The 16,333-nt window shown below is 62.1% G+C and carries 15 protein-coding genes; 13 read left to right on the forward strand and 2 right to left on the reverse strand.

Features of this window, described 5'->3' with window-relative positions; genetic code table 11:
- Positions 1–31 precede the first annotated feature (31 nt).
- From hycA to hycI, 9 genes are all read left to right on the forward strand, one after another.
- The gene (gene hycA, locus SIK97_RS04920; RefSeq protein WP_004134329.1) at positions 32–481 is read left to right on the forward strand and encodes a formate hydrogenlyase regulator HycA; all 450 of its coding nucleotides are present in this window, start codon (positions 32–34) and stop codon (positions 479–481) included.
- A gap of 82 nt (positions 482–563) precedes the next feature.
- On the forward strand, positions 564–1,172 hold the full coding sequence (locus SIK97_RS04925; RefSeq protein WP_014839318.1) for a 4Fe-4S dicluster domain-containing protein: 609 nt from the start codon (positions 564–566) through the stop codon (positions 1,170–1,172).
- A complete protein-coding gene (hycC, locus tag SIK97_RS04930) occupies positions 1,169–2,995 on the forward strand; it encodes a formate hydrogenlyase subunit 3 (RefSeq protein WP_025107276.1) in 1,827 nt (608 codons plus the stop codon). The genes SIK97_RS04925 and hycC overlap by 4 nt, the downstream gene beginning before the upstream one ends.
- A 2-nt stretch (positions 2,996–2,997) precedes the next feature.
- Positions 2,998–3,921, forward strand: a complete 924-nt coding sequence (locus SIK97_RS04935; protein ID WP_057173205.1) for a respiratory chain complex I subunit 1 family protein — start codon at positions 2,998–3,000, stop codon at positions 3,919–3,921.
- Positions 3,922–3,938: 17 nt separating this feature from the next.
- Complete coding sequence (gene hycE / locus SIK97_RS04940) at positions 3,939–5,648, forward strand: formate hydrogenlyase subunit HycE (RefSeq protein ID WP_014839316.1); 1,710 nt, start codon at positions 3,939–3,941, stop codon at positions 5,646–5,648.
- Between the two features lie 9 nt (positions 5,649–5,657).
- Positions 5,658–6,200 carry a formate hydrogenlyase complex iron-sulfur subunit gene (locus tag SIK97_RS04945; protein WP_057173204.1) on the forward strand — a complete coding sequence of 181 codons (543 nt, stop codon included), beginning with the start codon at positions 5,658–5,660 and terminating at the stop codon, positions 6,198–6,200.
- Positions 6,200–6,967 carry an NADH-quinone oxidoreductase subunit B family protein gene (locus SIK97_RS04950; protein ID WP_057173203.1) on the forward strand — a complete coding sequence of 256 codons (768 nt, stop codon included), beginning with the start codon at positions 6,200–6,202 and terminating at the stop codon, positions 6,965–6,967. The genes SIK97_RS04945 and SIK97_RS04950 overlap by 1 nt, the downstream gene beginning before the upstream one ends.
- Positions 6,964–7,374 (forward strand): formate hydrogenlyase maturation HycH family protein, encoded by a 411-nt coding sequence (locus tag SIK97_RS04955; RefSeq protein WP_014226530.1) that lies wholly within the window; start codon positions 6,964–6,966, stop codon positions 7,372–7,374. Before SIK97_RS04950 ends, SIK97_RS04955 begins: the two co-directional genes overlap by 4 nt.
- Positions 7,367–7,852: a hydrogenase maturation peptidase HycI gene (hycI, locus tag SIK97_RS04960; RefSeq protein ID WP_032694626.1), complete on the forward strand. Its 486-nt coding sequence runs from the start codon at positions 7,367–7,369 to the stop codon at positions 7,850–7,852. The genes SIK97_RS04955 and hycI overlap by 8 nt, the downstream gene beginning before the upstream one ends.
- A gap of 362 nt (positions 7,853–8,214) precedes the next feature.
- On the opposite strand, the gene SIK97_RS04965 is transcribed toward hycI, so the two are convergent.
- Together SIK97_RS04965 and ascF are read right to left on the reverse strand one after the other, a co-directional pair.
- A complete protein-coding gene (locus SIK97_RS04965) occupies positions 8,215–9,639 on the reverse strand; it encodes a 6-phospho-beta-glucosidase (RefSeq protein ID WP_057173202.1) in 1,425 nt (474 codons plus the stop codon).
- A gap of 26 nt (positions 9,640–9,665) precedes the next feature.
- Positions 9,666–11,108, reverse strand: a complete 1,443-nt coding sequence (gene ascF, locus SIK97_RS04970; protein ID WP_004104835.1) for a PTS cellobiose/arbutin/salicin transporter subunit IIBC — start codon at positions 11,106–11,108, stop codon at positions 9,666–9,668.
- Between the two features lie 256 nt (positions 11,109–11,364).
- On the opposite strand from ascF, the gene SIK97_RS04975 reads away from it, so the two are divergent.
- The 4 genes from SIK97_RS04975 to SIK97_RS04990 all read left to right on the forward strand — a co-directional run bounded on the left by SIK97_RS04975 (position 11,365) and on the right by SIK97_RS04990 (position 16,297).
- A complete protein-coding gene (locus SIK97_RS04975; RefSeq protein ID WP_014839310.1) occupies positions 11,365–12,378 on the forward strand; it encodes a LacI family DNA-binding transcriptional regulator in 1,014 nt (337 codons plus the stop codon).
- A 134-nt stretch (positions 12,379–12,512) separates the two neighbouring features.
- Positions 12,513–13,040, forward strand: coding sequence for an electron transport protein HydN (gene hydN / locus SIK97_RS04980; RefSeq protein WP_032750977.1), 528 nt, complete (start codon positions 12,513–12,515; stop codon positions 13,038–13,040).
- 12 nt (positions 13,041–13,052) lie between these two features.
- The gene (gene hypF, locus SIK97_RS04985) at positions 13,053–15,272 is read left to right on the forward strand and encodes a carbamoyltransferase HypF (RefSeq protein WP_057173201.1); all 2,220 of its coding nucleotides are present in this window, start codon (positions 13,053–13,055) and stop codon (positions 15,270–15,272) included.
- Between the two features lie 11 nt (positions 15,273–15,283).
- Positions 15,284–16,297, forward strand: a complete 1,014-nt coding sequence (locus SIK97_RS04990) for a HoxN/HupN/NixA family nickel/cobalt transporter (RefSeq protein WP_032750975.1) — start codon at positions 15,284–15,286, stop codon at positions 16,295–16,297.
- The last annotated feature ends 36 nt before the right edge of the window (positions 16,298–16,333 follow it).

Genomic DNA, 16,333 nt, shown 5'->3' on the forward strand with positions numbered 1-16,333 from the left:
CCGGTGCATCTCATACAACGGGGGATCCGGGATGACTATTTGGGAATTAAGTGAAAAGGCGGACTACATCGCCGATCGTCACCGTCAGCATCAGGAGCAGTGGCACACCTACTGCAACTCCTTGGTACAGGGGATAACCCTGTCGAAAGCGCGTCTGCATCACGCCATGAGCTGCGCGCCGGATAAAGAACTGTGCTTCGTACTGTTTGGCCATTTTCAGGTCTACGTTGCGCTGGCGGAAGGGTTTAACAGCCACACCATCGAGTATTACGTGGAAACTAAAAACGGCGACGACAGACGTCTGATTGCCCAGGCCACGCTGGGCTCAGACGGCACCATTGATGGCCGGATTAGCAACCGCGATCGCGAGCAGGTTCTGGAGCACTATCTGGCGACTATCGCCAGCGTTTACGACCGTCTCTACGAGGCTATCGAACAAGACCAGCCGGTGGATTTAAGCCACCTGACGCTGGCCCGTTAATCGTCAGGTGTCGACAAGTGTCGAAGCTGACACCTGCGCAACCTGTTTTCGTCAAAAATGACTTTCACCTGAGGATGACCCGGTGAACCGTTTTGTAATTGCTGACTCCACCGTCTGTATCGGCTGTCGCACCTGCGAAGCCGCCTGCGCTGAGACTCACCGCCAGCAGGGCCTGCAGGCCATGCCCCGGCTGCATTTAATGCGCAATGAAAAAGAATCCGCGCCGCAGATGTGCCACCACTGTGAAGATGCGCCCTGCGCCGCCGTCTGCCCGGTTAACGCCATTAATCGCGTCGATGGCGCGGTGCAGCTCAATGAGAGCCTGTGCGTAAGCTGCAAGCTGTGCGGCATCGCCTGTCCGTTCGGCGCCATTGAGTTTTCCGGCAGCCGTCCGCTGGATATGCCGGCTAACGCCAATACGCCGCTGGCCCCCGCCGCGCCGCCGGCGCCGGCCCGCGTCAGCTCGCTGCTCGACTGGGTGCCGGGCGTGCGCGCCATCGCCGTCAAATGCGACCTGTGCCACTTCGATGAGCAGGGCCCGGCGTGCGTACGCACCTGCCCGACCAAAGCGCTGCTGCTGGTGGATATCCGCGATATCGCCCAGGCCAGCAAGCGTAAGCGGCAGCTGACTTTTAATACCGATCTCGGCGATCTGTCGCTGTTCCAGGCGCAACAAGGGGACGTGAAATGAGTGTGATTTCCTTAGTGAATCAGGCGGTGGCCTGGTACGCCGCCAGCGCGGTGCTGGCGTTTCTGTTCGCCCTGCGCAAACCGCTGAGCGGGGCGATCGCCGGGATTGGCGGCGCGGTCGCCAGCGCGATGCTGGTGCTGGCGGGCGGAACGGCGCTGCTGATGCCGGAGCGCGTTAGCGGCGGCATGCTGCAGATGCTGCATTTGACCCTGCGCGTGGGCGGCGTCAACGCGCTGTGGCTGCTGGCGATCGGCCTGTCGGCGCTGCCGATTTCGCTGTTCAATATCGCCTGGCATCGTCACCCGCAGGTTAAAGCCAACGGCCTGCTGGTGAATCTGCTGCTGGCCGCCGCCGTCTGCGCCGTGGTGGTGACGAACTTCGGCGCGCTGGTGGTGATGGCGGAGATTATGGCCCTTTGCGCCGCGTTTCTTACCGGCTGCGCGCAGTCCGGCAAACTGTGGTTTGCGCTGGGTCGCCTCGGTACGCTGCTGATGGCGTGGAGCTGCTGGCTGGTCTGGTCGTCCTACGGCACCCTTGAGCTGGCGCAGATTACCCAGCTGGCGATGGCGGCGCCGCAGAACGCGCTGCTGTGGCTGCCGGGCCTGGTCGGCTTTGCGCTGCTGGCCGGAGTTATTCCGCTGCACGGCTGGGCGCCGCAGGCTCACGCCGGCGCCAGCGCGCCGGCCGCCGCGCTGTTTTCCACGGTGGTGATGAAGGTCGGTCTCTACGGCATCCTGACGGTCTCGCTGGCCGGCAGCGTACCGCCGCTGTGGTGGGGCGTGATGCTGCTGGTGCTGGGCATGATCACCGCCTTCGTCGGCGGGCTGTACGCCCTGATGGAGCACAATATTCAGCGCCTGCTGGCGTACCACACCCTGGAAAACATCGGCATTATCCTGCTCGGCCTCGGGGCGTTCGTCACCGGCGTGGCGACCCATAACCCGACCCTGATGGTGCTGGGCTTTATTGGCGGCATGTATCACCTGATCAACCATAGCCTGTTTAAAACCACCCTGTTCCTCGGCGCGGGGGCGGTGTGGTTCCGCACCGGCCATCGCGATATCGAAAAGCTCGGCGGGATCGGCAAGAAAATGCCGCTGATTTCGCTCGCGATGCTGGTGGGCCTGATGGCGATGGCCGCGCTGCCGCCGCTGAACGGCTTTGCCGGGGAGTGGGTTATCTATCAGTCCTTCTTTAAGCTGAGCACCGGCGACGCGTTTGTTGGCCGCCTGCTCGGGCCACTGCTGGCGGTGGGCCTGGCGATTACCGGCGCGCTGGCGGTGATGTGTATGGCGAAAGTCTACGGCGTCACCTTCCTCGGCGCGCCGCGAAGCAAAGAGGCGGAAAACGCCACCTGCGCGCCGGGGCTGATGACCTTTAGCGTGGTGCTGGCCGCCGTCTGCTGCGTGATTGGCGGGGTTGCCGCACCGTGGCTGCTGCCGCTGGTGAGCGGGGCGTTTCCGGTGCAGGCGGAGGTCTCCAGCGCGGTGTCCCAGCCGATGATCGCCATTCTGCTGATTGCCTGCCCGCTCCTGCCGCTGCTGCTGATGATCTTCTTCAAGGGCGATCGCCTGCCGGCGCGCTCCCGCGGCGCGGCCTGGGTCTGCGGCTACGACCATGAAAAATCCATGGTGGTGACCGCCCACGGTTTCGCCATGCCGGTGAAAGAAGCCTTTGCGCCGATTCTGAAACTGCGCCACTGGCTGAACCCGGTGCGCCTGGTGCCCGGCTGGCAGAACGCTTCCGCGCCTGCGCTATTTCGCGGCGTGGCGCTGGTGGAGCTGGCGGTACTGGTGGTGATTGTGATTTCCCGAGGAGCCTGAGAATGAGCGTATTAATTGCATTGTTGCAGGCGCTGGTGCTGTTCGCCGTCGCGCCGCTGTTGTCCGGGGTGACCCGCGTCGCCCGCGCGCGTCTGCATAATCGCCGCGGTCCGGGCGTGTTGCAGGAGTACCGGGACATTCTGAAACTGCTGGGCCGCCAGAGCGTTGGCCCGGATGCCTCCGGCTGGGTCTTCCGCCTGACGCCGTACGTGATGGTCGGCGTGATGCTGACCATCGCCACCGCGCTGCCGGTGGTGACCGTTGATTCGCCGATGGCGGGGCTGGGCGACCTGATTACCCTGATCTACCTGTTCGCTATCGCCCGCTTCTTCTTTGCTATTTCCGGCCTTGATACCGGCAGCCCGTTTACCGCTATCGGGGCGAGCCGCGAAGCGATGCTCGGCGTGCTGGTGGAGCCCATCCTGCTGCTCGGCCTGTGGGTCGCGGCGCAGGTCGCGGGGTCCACCCATATCAGCAGCATCACCGACACCATTTATCACTGGCCTGTCGTCCGCACTCTTCCGCTGATTCTGGCGCTGTGCGCCTGCGCCTTCGCCACCTTTATCGAAATGGGCAAGCTGCCGTTCGACCTGGCGGAAGCGGAGCAGGAGCTGCAGGAAGGCCCGCTCTCGGAATACAGCGGCAGCGGCTTCGGCGTGCTGAAGTGGGGCATCAGCCTCAAGCAGCTGGTGGTCCTGCAGATGTTCGTCGGCGTATTTATCCCGTGGGGACAGATGACCAGCTTTAGCGTCGGCGGTCTGCTGCTGGCGCTGGTGGTTGCCGTCGTCAAGCTGGTGCTCGGCGTGCTGGTGATTGCGCTGTTCGAAAACAGCATGGCGCGTCTGCGCTTTTGCGCCACCTCCCGCGTCACCTGGGCCGGGTTTGGTTTTGCCTTTTTAGCCTTCGTCTCCTTGCTGGTGGCGTGATTTAAGAGAGTTTGAGCATGTCTGAAGAAAAAATCGGTCAACACTATCTCGCCGCGCTGCATCAGGCCTTTCCGGGCGTGGTGCTGGATGAAGCCTGGCAGACCAAAGACCAGTTGACGGTCACGGTGAAGGTCAACTATCTGCCGGAAGTGGTCGAGTTCCTGTACTACAAGCAGGGCGGCTGGCTGTCGGTGCTGTTCGGCAACGATGAACGCAAGCTGAACGGCCACTACGCCGTCTACTACGTGCTGTCGATGGAGCAGGGCACGAAGTGCTGGATCACCGTGCGCGTGGAAGTGGACGCCAATAAACCCGAGTATCCGTCGGTGACGCCGCGGGTGCCGGCGGCGGTATGGGGCGAGCGCGAAGTGCGCGACATGTACGGCCTGGTGCCGGTCGGCCTGCCGGACGAACGCCGGCTGGTGCTGCCGGACGACTGGCCGGATGAACTCTATCCGCTGCGTAAAGACAGCATGGACTACCGCCAGCGTCCGGCGCCGACCACCGACGCCGAAACCTACGAGTTTATCAACGAGCTGGGCAGCAAGAAAAACAACGTGGTGCCGATTGGCCCGCTGCACGTCACCTCCGACGAACCGGGCCACTTCCGCCTGTTCGTTGACGGCGAGAATATTATCGACGCCGACTACCGCCTGTTCTACGTGCATCGCGGGATGGAAAAGCTGGCGGAAACCCGGATGGGCTACAACGAAGTCACCTTCCTGTCGGACCGCGTGTGCGGTATCTGCGGTTTCGCCCACAGCACCGCCTACACCACTTCGGTGGAGAACGCGATGGGTATCGTGGTGCCGGAGCGCGCGCAGATGATCCGCGCCATTCTGCTGGAGGTGGAGCGCCTGCACTCGCACCTGCTGAACCTCGGCCTCGCCTGCCACTTTACCGGCTTCGACTCCGGGTTTATGCAGTTCTTCCGCGTGCGCGAAACCTCGATGAAGATGGCGGAAATTCTTACCGGGGCGCGTAAAACCTACGGTCTGAACCTGATTGGCGGCATTCGTCGCGATCTGCTGAAAGAGGACATGATCCAGACCCGCCAGCTGGCGCAGCAGATGCGCCGCGACGTGCAGGAGCTGGTGGATATGCTGCTCAGCACGCCGAATATGGAGCAGCGTACCGTGGGCATCGGTCGTCTCGACCCGCAAATCGCCCGCGACTTCAGCAACGTTGGCCCGATGGTGCGCGCCAGCGGGCACGCCCGCGATACCCGCGCCGATCACCCGTTTGTCGGCTACGGCCTGCTGCCGATGGAAGTGCACAGCGAACAGGGCTGCGACGTCATCTCGCGCCTGAAGGTGCGCATCAACGAGGTCTACACCGCGCTGAACATGATCGACTTCGGCCTCGATAACCTGCCGGGCGGCCCGCTGATGGTCGAAGGGTTCACCTATATTCCGCACCGCTTCGCGCTGGGCTTCTCGGAAGCGCCGCGCGGAGATGATATCCACTGGAGCATGACCGGCGACAACCAGAAGCTGTACCGCTGGCGCTGCCGGGCGGCGACCTACGCCAACTGGCCGACTCTGCGCTATATGCTGCGCGGCAATACCGTCTCCGACGCGCCGCTGATTATCGGCAGCCTCGACCCGTGCTACTCCTGCACCGACCGCATGACCGTGGTCGACGTGCGCAAGAAGAAAAGCAAAGTGGTGCCGTACAAAGAGCTGGAGCGCTACAGCATCGAGCGTAAGAACTCGCCGCTGAAATAAGGAATCGCCATGTTTACCTTTATTAAAAAAGTCATCAAAACCGGCACCGCGACGCACTCATACCCGCTGGAGTCGATGCCGGTGGATAAAAACTTCCGCGGCAAACCGGAGCATAACCCGCAGCAGTGCATCGGCTGCGCCGCCTGCGTTAACGCCTGTCCGTCGAACGCCCTGACGGTGGAGACCGATCTGGCCACCAACCAGCTGGCGTGGCAGTTCAACCTCGGACGCTGCATTTTCTGCGGACGCTGCGAAGAGGTTTGCCCGACGGCGGCGATTAGGCTCTCTCAGGAGTACGAGCTGGCGGTGTGGAAAAAAGAGGATTTCCTCCAGCAGTCGCGTTTTGCCATCTGCCACTGTCGGGTATGCGCACGGCCGTTCGCCGTACAGAAAGAGATCGACTACGCCATCGCGCTGCTCAAACACAACGGCGACAGCCGCGCCGAGCTGCATCGCGAAAGCTTTGAGACCTGCCCGGAGTGTAAACGCCAGAAGTGCCTGGTGCCGTCCGACCGTATTGAACTGACTCGCCATATGAGAGAGGCCAGCTGATGAGCAACTTATTAGGCCCGCGCGATGAAAACGGCATTCCGGTGCCGATGACGGTGGATGAGTCCATCGCCAGCATGAAGGCATCGCTGCTGAAGAAAATTAAGCGTTCCGCCTACGTCTACAGGGTGGACTGCGGCGGCTGCAACGGCTGCGAGATCGAGATTTTCGCTACCCTGTCGCCGCTGTTCGACGCCGAGCGTTTTGGGATCAAAGTGGTGCCGTCGCCGCGTCACGCCGATATTCTGCTGTTTACCGGGGCGGTAACCCGGGCGATGCGTTCTCCCGCGCTGCGCGCGTGGCAGTCCGCGCCGGACCCGAAAATCTGTATCTCCTACGGTGCCTGCGGCAACAGCGGCGGCATCTTCCACGACCTCTACTGCGTATGGGGCGGCACCGATAAAATCGTGCCGGTGGATGTCTATATTCCCGGCTGCCCGCCGACCCCCGCCGCGACGCTGTACGGCTTCGCGATGGCGCTGGGCCTGCTGGAACAGAAAATCCATGGTCGTCTGCCGGGCGAACAGGACGAACGGCCGACCGAGCTTCTGCACCCGGATATGGTACAGCCGCTGCGGGTGCGCATCGACCGCGAAGCGCGCCGGCTGGCGGGCTATCGCTACGGTCGCCAGATAGCCGACGACTATATGCGCCTGCTGGGGCAGGGCGATAGCCAAGTGGTGCGCTGGCTGGAGGCGGAAAAAGATCCGCGCCTGACCGAGATCGTCACCCATCTGAACCAGGTGGTCGAGGGAGCGCGTATCCGATGAGCGAGACGGTGGTGTTCAGTCAGCTGAGCCGTAAATTTATTGATGAGAACGATGCGACGCCCGACCAGGCGCAGCAGGTGGTCTATTACAGCCTGGCGATTGGCCACCACCTCGGCGTCATCGACTGCCTTGAGGCGGCGCTGAGCTGTCCGTGGCAGGCGTATCTGGCGTGGATTGCGACCCTCGAAGAGGGCAGCACCGCGCGGCGCAAAATGGAAGGCGTGCCGAAGTACGGCGAGATTGTTATCGACAGCAATCATGTGACGATGCTGGCCAACGCTTTTGATAAAGCGCAGGCCCGGCAGACCCCCGAGCAGCAAGCGTGGAGCAAAACGCTGCTCAGCATGCTGCATGATATTCACCAGGAAAGCGCCATCTATCTGATGGTGAGGAGACTCCGTGACTGACGTTTTACTCTGTGTCGGCAATAGTATGATGGGCGACGACGGCGCAGGTCCGCTGCTGGCGGAGATGTGCGCGGCTAACCCCGTCGGCGAATGGGTGGTGATTGACGGCGGCAGCGCGCCGGAGAACGATATCGTCGCCATTCGCGAGCTGCGCCCCGAGCGCCTGCTGATCGTCGATGCCACCGATATGGGCCTGAATCCCGGCGAGATCCGCATCGTCGATCCGGACGATATCGCCGAGATGTTTATGATGACCACCCACAATATGCCGCTCAACTATCTGATCGATCAGCTAAAAGAGGATATCGGCGAGGTGATTTTCTTGGGTATTCAGCCGGATATCGTCGGCTTTTATTACCCGATGACCCAGCCGATTAAGGACGCGGTCGAGGTGGTGTACGCGCGGCTTGATGGCTGGCAGGGGAATGGCGGTTTTGCGGCACTTGAAGCCGCAGAGGAGCCGGCGTTCCCCGGCTAAGCGCAGCGCGAGCCGGAAGTTCGGCCTGGGGGAGCAAGCGTAATTTTTTCCCGGGTCGCGGCGTAAACGCCTTACCCGGGCTACGACGACTTTTGTCACCCGTAGCGTTTGCCAGTCCCGGAGGCGATGCTGCGCATCTGTCCGGGCTACCGGTCCGCGGGCGTTGATGAACCTGTAGCCGGAAGTTCGGCCAGGGGGAGCAAGCGTACTTTTTTCCCGGGTCGCGGCGTAAACGCCTTACCCGGGCTACCGGTCCGCGGGCGTTGATGAACCTGTAGCCCGGCTAAGCGTAGCGCAAGCCGGGAAAATTTCCGTGTTGCAGGTGTTTGTTAAGCTGAAGCTCCCTCAGTCTGCGGGGCACACTACGCCAAATCTTCCCCATTGCTGGCAATCACCTTCTTATACCACCAGAACGACTTTTTGCGTTTTCGCGCCAGCGTGCCGCGTCCGGCATCGTCGCGGTCGACGTAGACAAAGCCGTAGCGCTTGCTCATCTCGCCGGTGGAGGCGGACACCAGATCGATACAGCCCCAGCTGGTGTAGCCCATCACCGGAATGCCATCCTCGATGGCGTCACCCATCGCTTTAATATGCTCGCGCAGATAGCTGATGCGGTAGTCGTCGTTAATCTCGCCGTTAGCGTCAATCTCATCCCGCGCGCCGAGACCGTTTTCCACGAGGAACAGCGGTTTCTGGTAGCGGTCATACATCATATTCATGGTGATGCGCAGGCCGAGCGGGTCGATGCCCCAGCCCCATTCGCTGGCCTGAATATGCGGGTTCTTCAGCGATTTAACGATATTGGCGGCGCTGGTGTTGCCGGCGTTCATCTCCGCCGACGCGCAGCGTGAAGCGTAGTAGCTGAAGGAGACGAAATCGACGGTATGGCGCAGGATCTCATCATCGCCCGCTTCTTTGGCGATGGTCACGCCTTTCTCGCGGAATACCCGCGCCGCCCATACCGGATACGCGCCGCGCGCCTGGACATCGATAAAGAACAGGTTCTCGCGATCTTTCTCCAGCGCCATCCACACGTCTTCCGGCTTACAGGAGTAGGGGTAGAAGTTGCCGCCCGCCAGCATACAGCCGACCTGATTTTGCGGATTCACCTCGTGGGCGATTTTGGTCGCTAAGGCGCTGGCGACCAGTTCGTGATGGGCGGCCTGGTATTTCACCTGCTCCTGATTTTCCCTCTCTTCAAACACCAGACCGGCGCCGGAGAACGGGCTATGCAGCATGATGTTGATTTCATTGAAGGTAAGCCAGTATTTCACCAAGCCATCAAAGGCTTCAAAGCAGGTGCGGGCGTAGCGGGTGAAGAACTCCACCATTTTTCGATTGCGCCAGGAGCCGTACTCGGTGACCAGGTGCATCGGCACGTCGAAATGGCACAGCGTCACCAGCGGCTCGATGCGGTGCTTTTTGCACTCCTCGAACAGCGAGCGATAAAAGGCGATCCCTTCCGGGTTCGGTTCCAGCTCATCGCCCTCAGGAAACAGACGGCTCCAGGCGATAGAGGTGCGGAAGACGCTAAAGCCCATCTCCGCCATCAGGGCGATATCTTCTTTATAACGATGATAAAAATCGATCGCCTCGTGGCTCGGGTAGAACTCATCGTCGCGCAGCGCGAAGCGTTTCTCCTGCCCCAGCTTGACCGCCAGGCGGTGCGCGCCGTGGGGAATCATATCGACGGTGGTCAGCCCTTTGCCACCCTCCAGATATGCCCCTTCGGACTGGTTGGCGGCCAGTGCGCCGCCCCATAAAAATCCCTGTGGAAAAGTCGCCATGCGTTACCTCGTTAACAAAATGGTGTTCAGGCGTGAGAAGCCTGGGTGCCGGCCTGGCGCTGTCTGGCGTCGGCGGCGGCTTCTTCTTGCGGAATATCTTCAAAGCCAAGCATCAGCGTCAGGACAAACGACAGCACTACCGCCAGCGCCATGACGCCGAAGACCCAGACGATGGTCATCGGATTGGCCGGGTCGAAAAACTGGACGCTGGTAAACAGCCCCGGCGCCGCCATTGAGTGGCTGGCGAGCCCGGCAATACCGGCCACCGCGCCGCAGATAAAGCCGCTGATCAGGCTGGCGATCAGCGGTCGCTTCAGCCGCACCGCCACGCCGTACAGCGCCGGTTCGGAAATCCCCGCCAGAATCGCGGAAGCCGCGGCCGCCAGCGCCGTCTGGCGCAGCTCCGGGTTTTTGGTTTTCCACGCCACCGCCAGCGACGAACCGCCCAGCGACAGATTAGCGCCGATTTCCGACGGCATTACCATGCCCTCTTTGCCGGTTTCGGCGATGGTCTGAATGATAGTCGGGGTAAAGACCCGGTGCATCCCGGTCATCACCAGCAGCGGCCACAGCGCGCCCATGATCGCCACCGACAGCCAGCCGAGATAGCTGTGGATCGTATAGACCAGCGCGGAAATGGCGCTACCGATCCAGATGCCGAGCGGGCCAATCAGCAGAATCGACAGCGGAGCGGCGATCAGCACGATCAGCATCGGTTTAAGGAAGTTTTTTGTCACCGCCGGGGTGATACGGTCGACCCAGCGTTCGATATAGGAGAGACACCAGGTCATCACCAGCGCCGGGATCACGGTATAGGTGTATTTCACCGCCGTCACCGGAATAAAGGCGAACTCCACGTGCTCGCCCTGGGCGGCTTTGGCCATCAGCTCGATAAAGCTCGGGTGTACCAGTACCCCGGCAATCGCAATCGCCAGCGACATATTGGTTTTGAACTTCACCGCCGCGGAGGCCGCGACCATCAGCGGCAGGAAGAAGAACGCGCCGTCGCCGATCACCGTCAGAATAGTCAGCGTTGGCGCGCCTTTGGGCAGCGCGCCGGTCATCTCGAGGATCATTGCCAGCAGCTTAACCATCGATCCGCCGATAATCGCCGGGATCAGCGGCGACATGGTGCCGATCAGCGCGTCGAGGATCCCGGCGCCGATGCGTTTCAGGGTAATGGGCGGTTTCCCCTGCGGTTCGGCGGGTCGCAGATCCCCCGGCAGCAGCGCAACCACTTCACGATACGCCTGGGAGACGGTATTGCCCACGATCACCTGGCACTGGTTATCGCTACGCACGACGCCGAGCACGCCTTTCAGCCCTTTGAGGGTGGCGCTGTCGACCCGCTCGTTGTCTTTGACCACGAAACGCAGGCGGGTCATGCAGTGGGTGACGGCGGCAACGTTATCTGCGCCGCCAATTGCCGCGATAATCTGCTGCGCCAGAGCTGCATAATTTTTAGACATCGGATTTTATCCTGTTTATCAATGGGGTACTGGCTTGTCGCCGCGCCGGAAAGCGGAGCGGCATCATGCATACATAGGAAACCGGTTCCACAAAATCATGATTAGTTTCATGAATGCATACAAGAAATAAAAAAATAAGATCTCGATTTTGTGATTTTGATCGCTGTGTGCGCATCAGCGCGGGCGACGCGCAAATGCTGAAAAAGCGCAGCGCGTGCAGTACACTGCGGGCAACATTGGCAACAGGAATAACCACATGGCAACGATGCTGGAGGTAGCGAAGCGCGCGGGGGTGTCAAAGGCCACCGTTTCGCGGGTGCTGTCGGGGAACGGCTATGTCAGCCAGGAGACCAAAGATCGCGTCTTCCAGGCGGTGGCCGAAAGCGGCTACCGGCCGAATCTGCTGGCGCGCAACCTGGCGACGAAAAAGACCCAGACCCTCGGGCTGGTGGTGACCAACACCCTTTATCACGGCGTCTATTTCAGCGAACTGCTTTACCACGTGGCGCGGATGACCGAAGACAAAGGGCGGCAGCTGATCCTCGCCGACGGCAAGCACAGCGCGGAGGAGGAGCGCGAGGCGATTCAGTATCTGCTCGATCTGCGCTGCGATGCGATTATTATCTATCCGCGCTTTCTCAGCGTTGATGAGATGGATGAGATTATCGAAAATCATGAGCGGCCAATCATGGTGCTCAACCGCCGCCTGCGCCGCAACGCCAGCCACTGCGTCTGGTCCGATCAAAAGGCCTCGGCGATGATGGCGGTGGAAAAGCTTATCGCGCTGGGCCATCGGGAAATCGCGTTTATTACCGGTTCGCTGGATTCGCCAACCGGCGTAGAGCGCCTCTCGGGCTATAAAGACGCGCTGGCCCGCGGCGGCATTGCCCTGAATAACGATCTGGTCGTCGAAGGCCGCTGGACGCCGGAAACCGGCGCGGCGGGAGTCGAGACGCTGCGCCAGCGCCGCGTCGGCTACAGCGCGCTGGTGGCGAGCAACGACGATATGGCGGTTGGCGCGATGAAGCAGCTGCACCAGCTCGGCGTCAAGGTCCCGGAGCAGGTTTCGGTGGTGGGCTTTGACGATATCGCGCTGGCGCCGTTTATGGTGCCGGCGCTCTCCAGCGTCAAAGTCCCGGTGACGGAGATGATCAAAGAGAGCATCAACCGGCTGATCTTTATGCTCGACGGCGGCGATTTTAAATTTCAGCAAACCTTTTCCGGCGAGCTGATTGAACGCGACTCGATGGTTCCCGGCCCGCACGCCTGACGTCGTCAGCTGTCATCGTCACAACTGACGATGACAGCATCTCCCGTATTTATCTTCTTTAATATCAGTTAGATAAAAGTTGGAACGCATTATGCATACTCCGGCGCGTAACCTTCTTACAGCTGGAGAAATGGATGAACCGTTTCATTATCGCCGACGCGAGCAAATGCATCGGCTGCCGCACCTGTGAAGTGGCCTGCGTGGTCTCTCATCAGGAAAATCAGGACTGCGCCGCGCTGACGCCAAAAAGCTTTTTACCGCGTATTCACGTGATCAAAGGCGTCAACGTGTCGACGGCCACCGCCTGCCGTCAGTGCGAGGACGCCCCGTGCGCCAACGTCTGTCCGAACGGCGCGATCGGCCGCGATCGGGGCTTCGTCCACGTGATGCAGGAGCGCTGCATCGGCTGCAAAACCTGCGTGGTGGCCTGTCCCTACGGCGCCATGGAAGTGGTGGTGCGCCCGGTTATCCGCCACAGCGGCGCGGGGCTGAACGTGATGGCGGAAAAAGCCGAAGCCAACAAATGCGACCTTTGCCACCACCGTGAGGAAGGCCCGGCCTGTATGGATGCCTGTCCGACCCACGCGCTGATTTGCGTCGACCGCAACAAGCTCGAACAGATGAATATCGAAAAACGCCGCCGCACCGCGCTGGCCTGGTAAGCCGGTCGCGCAATGAACGGGGTGCAAATCCGCATTCGCGGTAAAGTGCAGGGGGTGGGATTCCGCCCCTTCGTCTGGCAGCTGGCGCAGCAGCTGGAGCTGCGCGGCGACGTGTGCAACGACGGCGACGGCGTGCTGGTGCGCCTTGTCGGCGATGATGCGCCATTTCTCGCCGCGTTAACCCGGCGCTGCCCGCCGCTGGCGCGTATCGACAGCGCGGCAGCGGCGCCTTTTGTCTGGGCCGCGCCGCCGCCGGGCTTTACCATCCGCCAAAGCGGGGCCGGAAGCATGCGCACGCAGATTGTGCCCGATGCCGCTACCTGCCCGGCATGCCTGGCGGAGATGAACAACCCGCGGGAGCGCCGCTACCGCTATCCGTTTATCAACTGCACCCACTGCGGGCCGCGCTTTACCATTATTCGCGCTATGCCCTACGACCGCCCGCTGACCTCTATGTCGCCGTTTCCTCTTTGCCCCGCCTGCGCGACGGAATATGGCGATCCCGCCGATCGCCGCTTTCACGCGCAGCCGGTAGCCTGCGCCGAGTGCGGCCCGCAGCTGGAGTGGCGCGGCCCGCAGGAGCATTTATTTGGCGAGGCCGCCTTAGATGCGACGATTGCTCGCCTGCTGGCGGGCGATATTGTGGCGGTGAAGGGGCTGGGCGGTTTCCATCTGCTGTGCGACGCCGGAAACCGCGAGGCCGTGGCGAAGCTGCGGGCGCGTAAGCATCGCCCGGCGAAACCGCTGGCGGTGATGCTGGCGACAACGGCGGGTCTCGATGAACCGGCGCTGACGCTGCTGACCTCTCCCGCCGCGCCGATCGTGCTGCTGGAGAAAACGCAGGTGGCCGGCCTGTGCGACCAGATTGCGCCAGGGCTTGCGGAAGTAGGGGGGATGCTGCCGTCTAATCCACTGCAGCATTTACTTTCGCAGGCGCTGGCGCGCCCATTAGTGATGACCTCCGGCAACCTCAGCGGCCGCCCGCCGGCGTTAACCAACGCCGAGGCGCTGGCGGATTTATCCGGAATTGCCGACGGATTTCTGCTGCATAATCGCGAGATTGTGCAGCGGATGGATGATTCCGTGGTGCGGCAAAGCGGTGAGATGCTGCGCCGTGCCCGCGGCTACGTGCCTGACGCGCTGGCGCTGCCGCCGGGTTTCCACGACGTACCGCCGCTGCTGGCTCTCGGCGCGGATATGAAAAATACGTTCTGCCTGCTGCGCGGCGATGAAGCGGTGCTCAGCCAGCATTTTGGCGATCTCGACGAGGAGGGCGTCGAGGCGCAGTGGCGGCAGGCGCTGCGTCTGATGCAGGAGATTTACGCTTTTACCCCGCAGCGGATGGTTGCCGACGCCCATCCCGGCTACCGCGCTTCGCGGTGGGCGGCGTCGCTTATGCTGCCGGTGGACCGCGTGTTGCATCATCATGCCCACGCGGCCGCCTGCCTGGCCGAGCACCGCTGGCCGCGGGAGGGAGGCGACGTGATTGCCCTTATCCTCGACGGTATCGGGATGGGGGAAAACGGCGAGCTGTGGGGCGGCGAGTGCCTGCGGGTCAACTATCGCGAGTGCGAGCATCTCGGCGGTCTGCCGGCGGTGGCGCTGCCCGGCGGCGACCTCGCGGCGCGTCAGCCGTGGCGCAATCTGCTCGCCCACTGCCTGGCCTTCGTCCCCGAGTGGCAGAATTATGCCGACACCGCCGCGCTGCGCCAGCAAAGCTGGCCGCTGCTGGCGCGGGCAATCGAGCGCGGTATTAATGCGCCGCAGGCATCGTCGTGCGGCCGTCTGTTTGACGCCGTCGCCTGCGCGCTGGGCTGCGCGCCGCTAACTCTGAGCTATGAGGGGGAAGCGGCGTGCCGTCTGGAGGCGCTGGCGGCGACCTGCGAAGGCGTGGATCATCCGGTGACCCTGCCGTGGCGCGATGGAAAACTGGATCTGGCGACGTTCTGGCAGCAGTGGCTGAGCTGGCAGGCGAGCCCGGCGCAAAAAGCGTGGGCCTTTCATGATGCGCTGGCCCGCGGGCTGGCGGCGATGATGCGCGATTGCGCGAACGCGCGGAATATTCACACGCTGGCCTTCGGCGGCGGGGTACTGCACAACCGCCTGCTGACGGCGCGATTGACCTTTTATCTGGCCGATTTTACTCTGCTCTTTCCGCAGCAGCTGCCCGCAGGCGATGGCGCGATTGCCCTCGGTCAGGCGGTTATCGCTGCGGCCCGCCTGCAGGCTTAAAGGACACCGATATGATAGTGACGATTTTGCGTCAGCAGCCGCGCGCAGCGGCGCTGGTGCTGGCATTGATTGCCGCCAATTTGCTGACCTGGGGCTGGGCATTTGCGGCGTTCGGCGGTAGCGGCGCGCTGATGGCCGCCAGCCTGCTGGCCTGGGGTTACGGTCTGCGCCACGCGGTGGACGCCGACCATATCGCGGCGATCGACAACGTGACCCGCAAAATGATGCAGCAGGGGAAGCGACCTTTTGCCGTTGGCGCGTGGTTCTCGCTGGGTCATTCGTCGATTGTGGTGCTGGCGTCGGCGGCGATTGCCGCGACCGCCACCGCGTTTGGTCAGCAGATGAGCTGGTTTCACGAGACCGGCAGCGTTATCGGTACCGCCGTATCGGCGCTGTTCCTGCTGGTGATGGCCTTTATCAACCTGGTTATTTTGCGCAGCGTCTGGCGCAGCTTTCGGGCGTGGAAGCAGGGCGAAAAGGTGAGCGATGAGGTCATGACCGGCGGCGGCATGATGAGCTGGCTGTTCGGTAAAACCTTCCGCCTGATTAGCCGCAGCTGGCAGATGTATCTGGTGGGCTTTCTGTTTGGCCTCGGCTTTGATACGGCGACGGAAATCGGCGTGCTGGGGATTTCGGCGGCCAGCGCGTCGAGCGGGATGTCGATTTGGTCGATTATGATTTTTCCGGCGCTGTTCGCTAGCGGGATGGCGCTGGTGGATACGCTCGACAACGTGCTGATGGTCGGCGCCTACGGCTGGGCGTTCAGTAAGCCGCAGCGTAAGCTCTATTACAATATGACCATTACCGGCACCTCGGTGGTGGTGGCGCTGTTTATCGGCGGTCTGGAAGCGCTGGGTCTGTTGATGGATAAGTTCTCCCTCAGCGGAGGCGTCTGGCGCTGGGTCGGCGCATTGAACGACCATCTCGGCGACGCCGGTTTTGTGGTGGTCGGGCTGTTCGTGGCCTGCTGGGTGCTGTCGGTGCTCAACTACCGCTGGCGCGGGTACGATAATCTGGCGCGGTAGGTTGGGCATTTCCCCGGCTTGCGCTGCGCTTAGCCG

Origin of the sequence: Klebsiella sp. JN_Kp126, from assembly GCF_033843325.1 — a bacterium.
Classification (GTDB): Bacteria; Pseudomonadota; Gammaproteobacteria; order Enterobacterales; family Enterobacteriaceae; genus Klebsiella; species Klebsiella michiganensis.

Coding starts and splice junctions, on each gene's coding strand:
- hycA (WP_004134329.1), top strand. CDS start 32: ATGACTATTTGGGAATTAAGTGAAAAGGCGGACTACATCGCCGATCGT.
- hycC (WP_025107276.1), top strand. CDS start 1,169: ATGAGTGTGATTTCCTTAGTGAATCAGGCGGTGGCCTGGTACGCCGCC.
- SIK97_RS04935 (WP_057173205.1), top strand. CDS start 2,998: ATGAGCGTATTAATTGCATTGTTGCAGGCGCTGGTGCTGTTCGCCGTC.
- hycE (WP_014839316.1), top strand. CDS start 3,939: ATGTCTGAAGAAAAAATCGGTCAACACTATCTCGCCGCGCTGCATCAG.
- SIK97_RS04945 (WP_057173204.1), top strand. CDS start 5,658: ATGTTTACCTTTATTAAAAAAGTCATCAAAACCGGCACCGCGACGCAC.
- SIK97_RS04950 (WP_057173203.1), top strand. CDS start 6,200: ATGAGCAACTTATTAGGCCCGCGCGATGAAAACGGCATTCCGGTGCCG.
- SIK97_RS04955 (WP_014226530.1), top strand. CDS start 6,964: ATGAGCGAGACGGTGGTGTTCAGTCAGCTGAGCCGTAAATTTATTGAT.
- SIK97_RS04965 (WP_057173202.1), bottom strand. CDS start 9,639: ATGGCGACTTTTCCACAGGGATTTTTATGGGGCGGCGCACTGGCCGCC.
- ascF (WP_004104835.1), bottom strand. CDS start 11,108: ATGTCTAAAAATTATGCAGCTCTGGCGCAGCAGATTATCGCGGCAATT.
- SIK97_RS04975 (WP_014839310.1), top strand. CDS start 11,365: ATGGCAACGATGCTGGAGGTAGCGAAGCGCGCGGGGGTGTCAAAGGCC.
- hydN (WP_032750977.1), top strand. CDS start 12,513: ATGAACCGTTTCATTATCGCCGACGCGAGCAAATGCATCGGCTGCCGC.
- hypF (WP_057173201.1), top strand. CDS start 13,053: ATGAACGGGGTGCAAATCCGCATTCGCGGTAAAGTGCAGGGGGTGGGA.
- SIK97_RS04990 (WP_032750975.1), top strand. CDS start 15,284: ATGATAGTGACGATTTTGCGTCAGCAGCCGCGCGCAGCGGCGCTGGTG.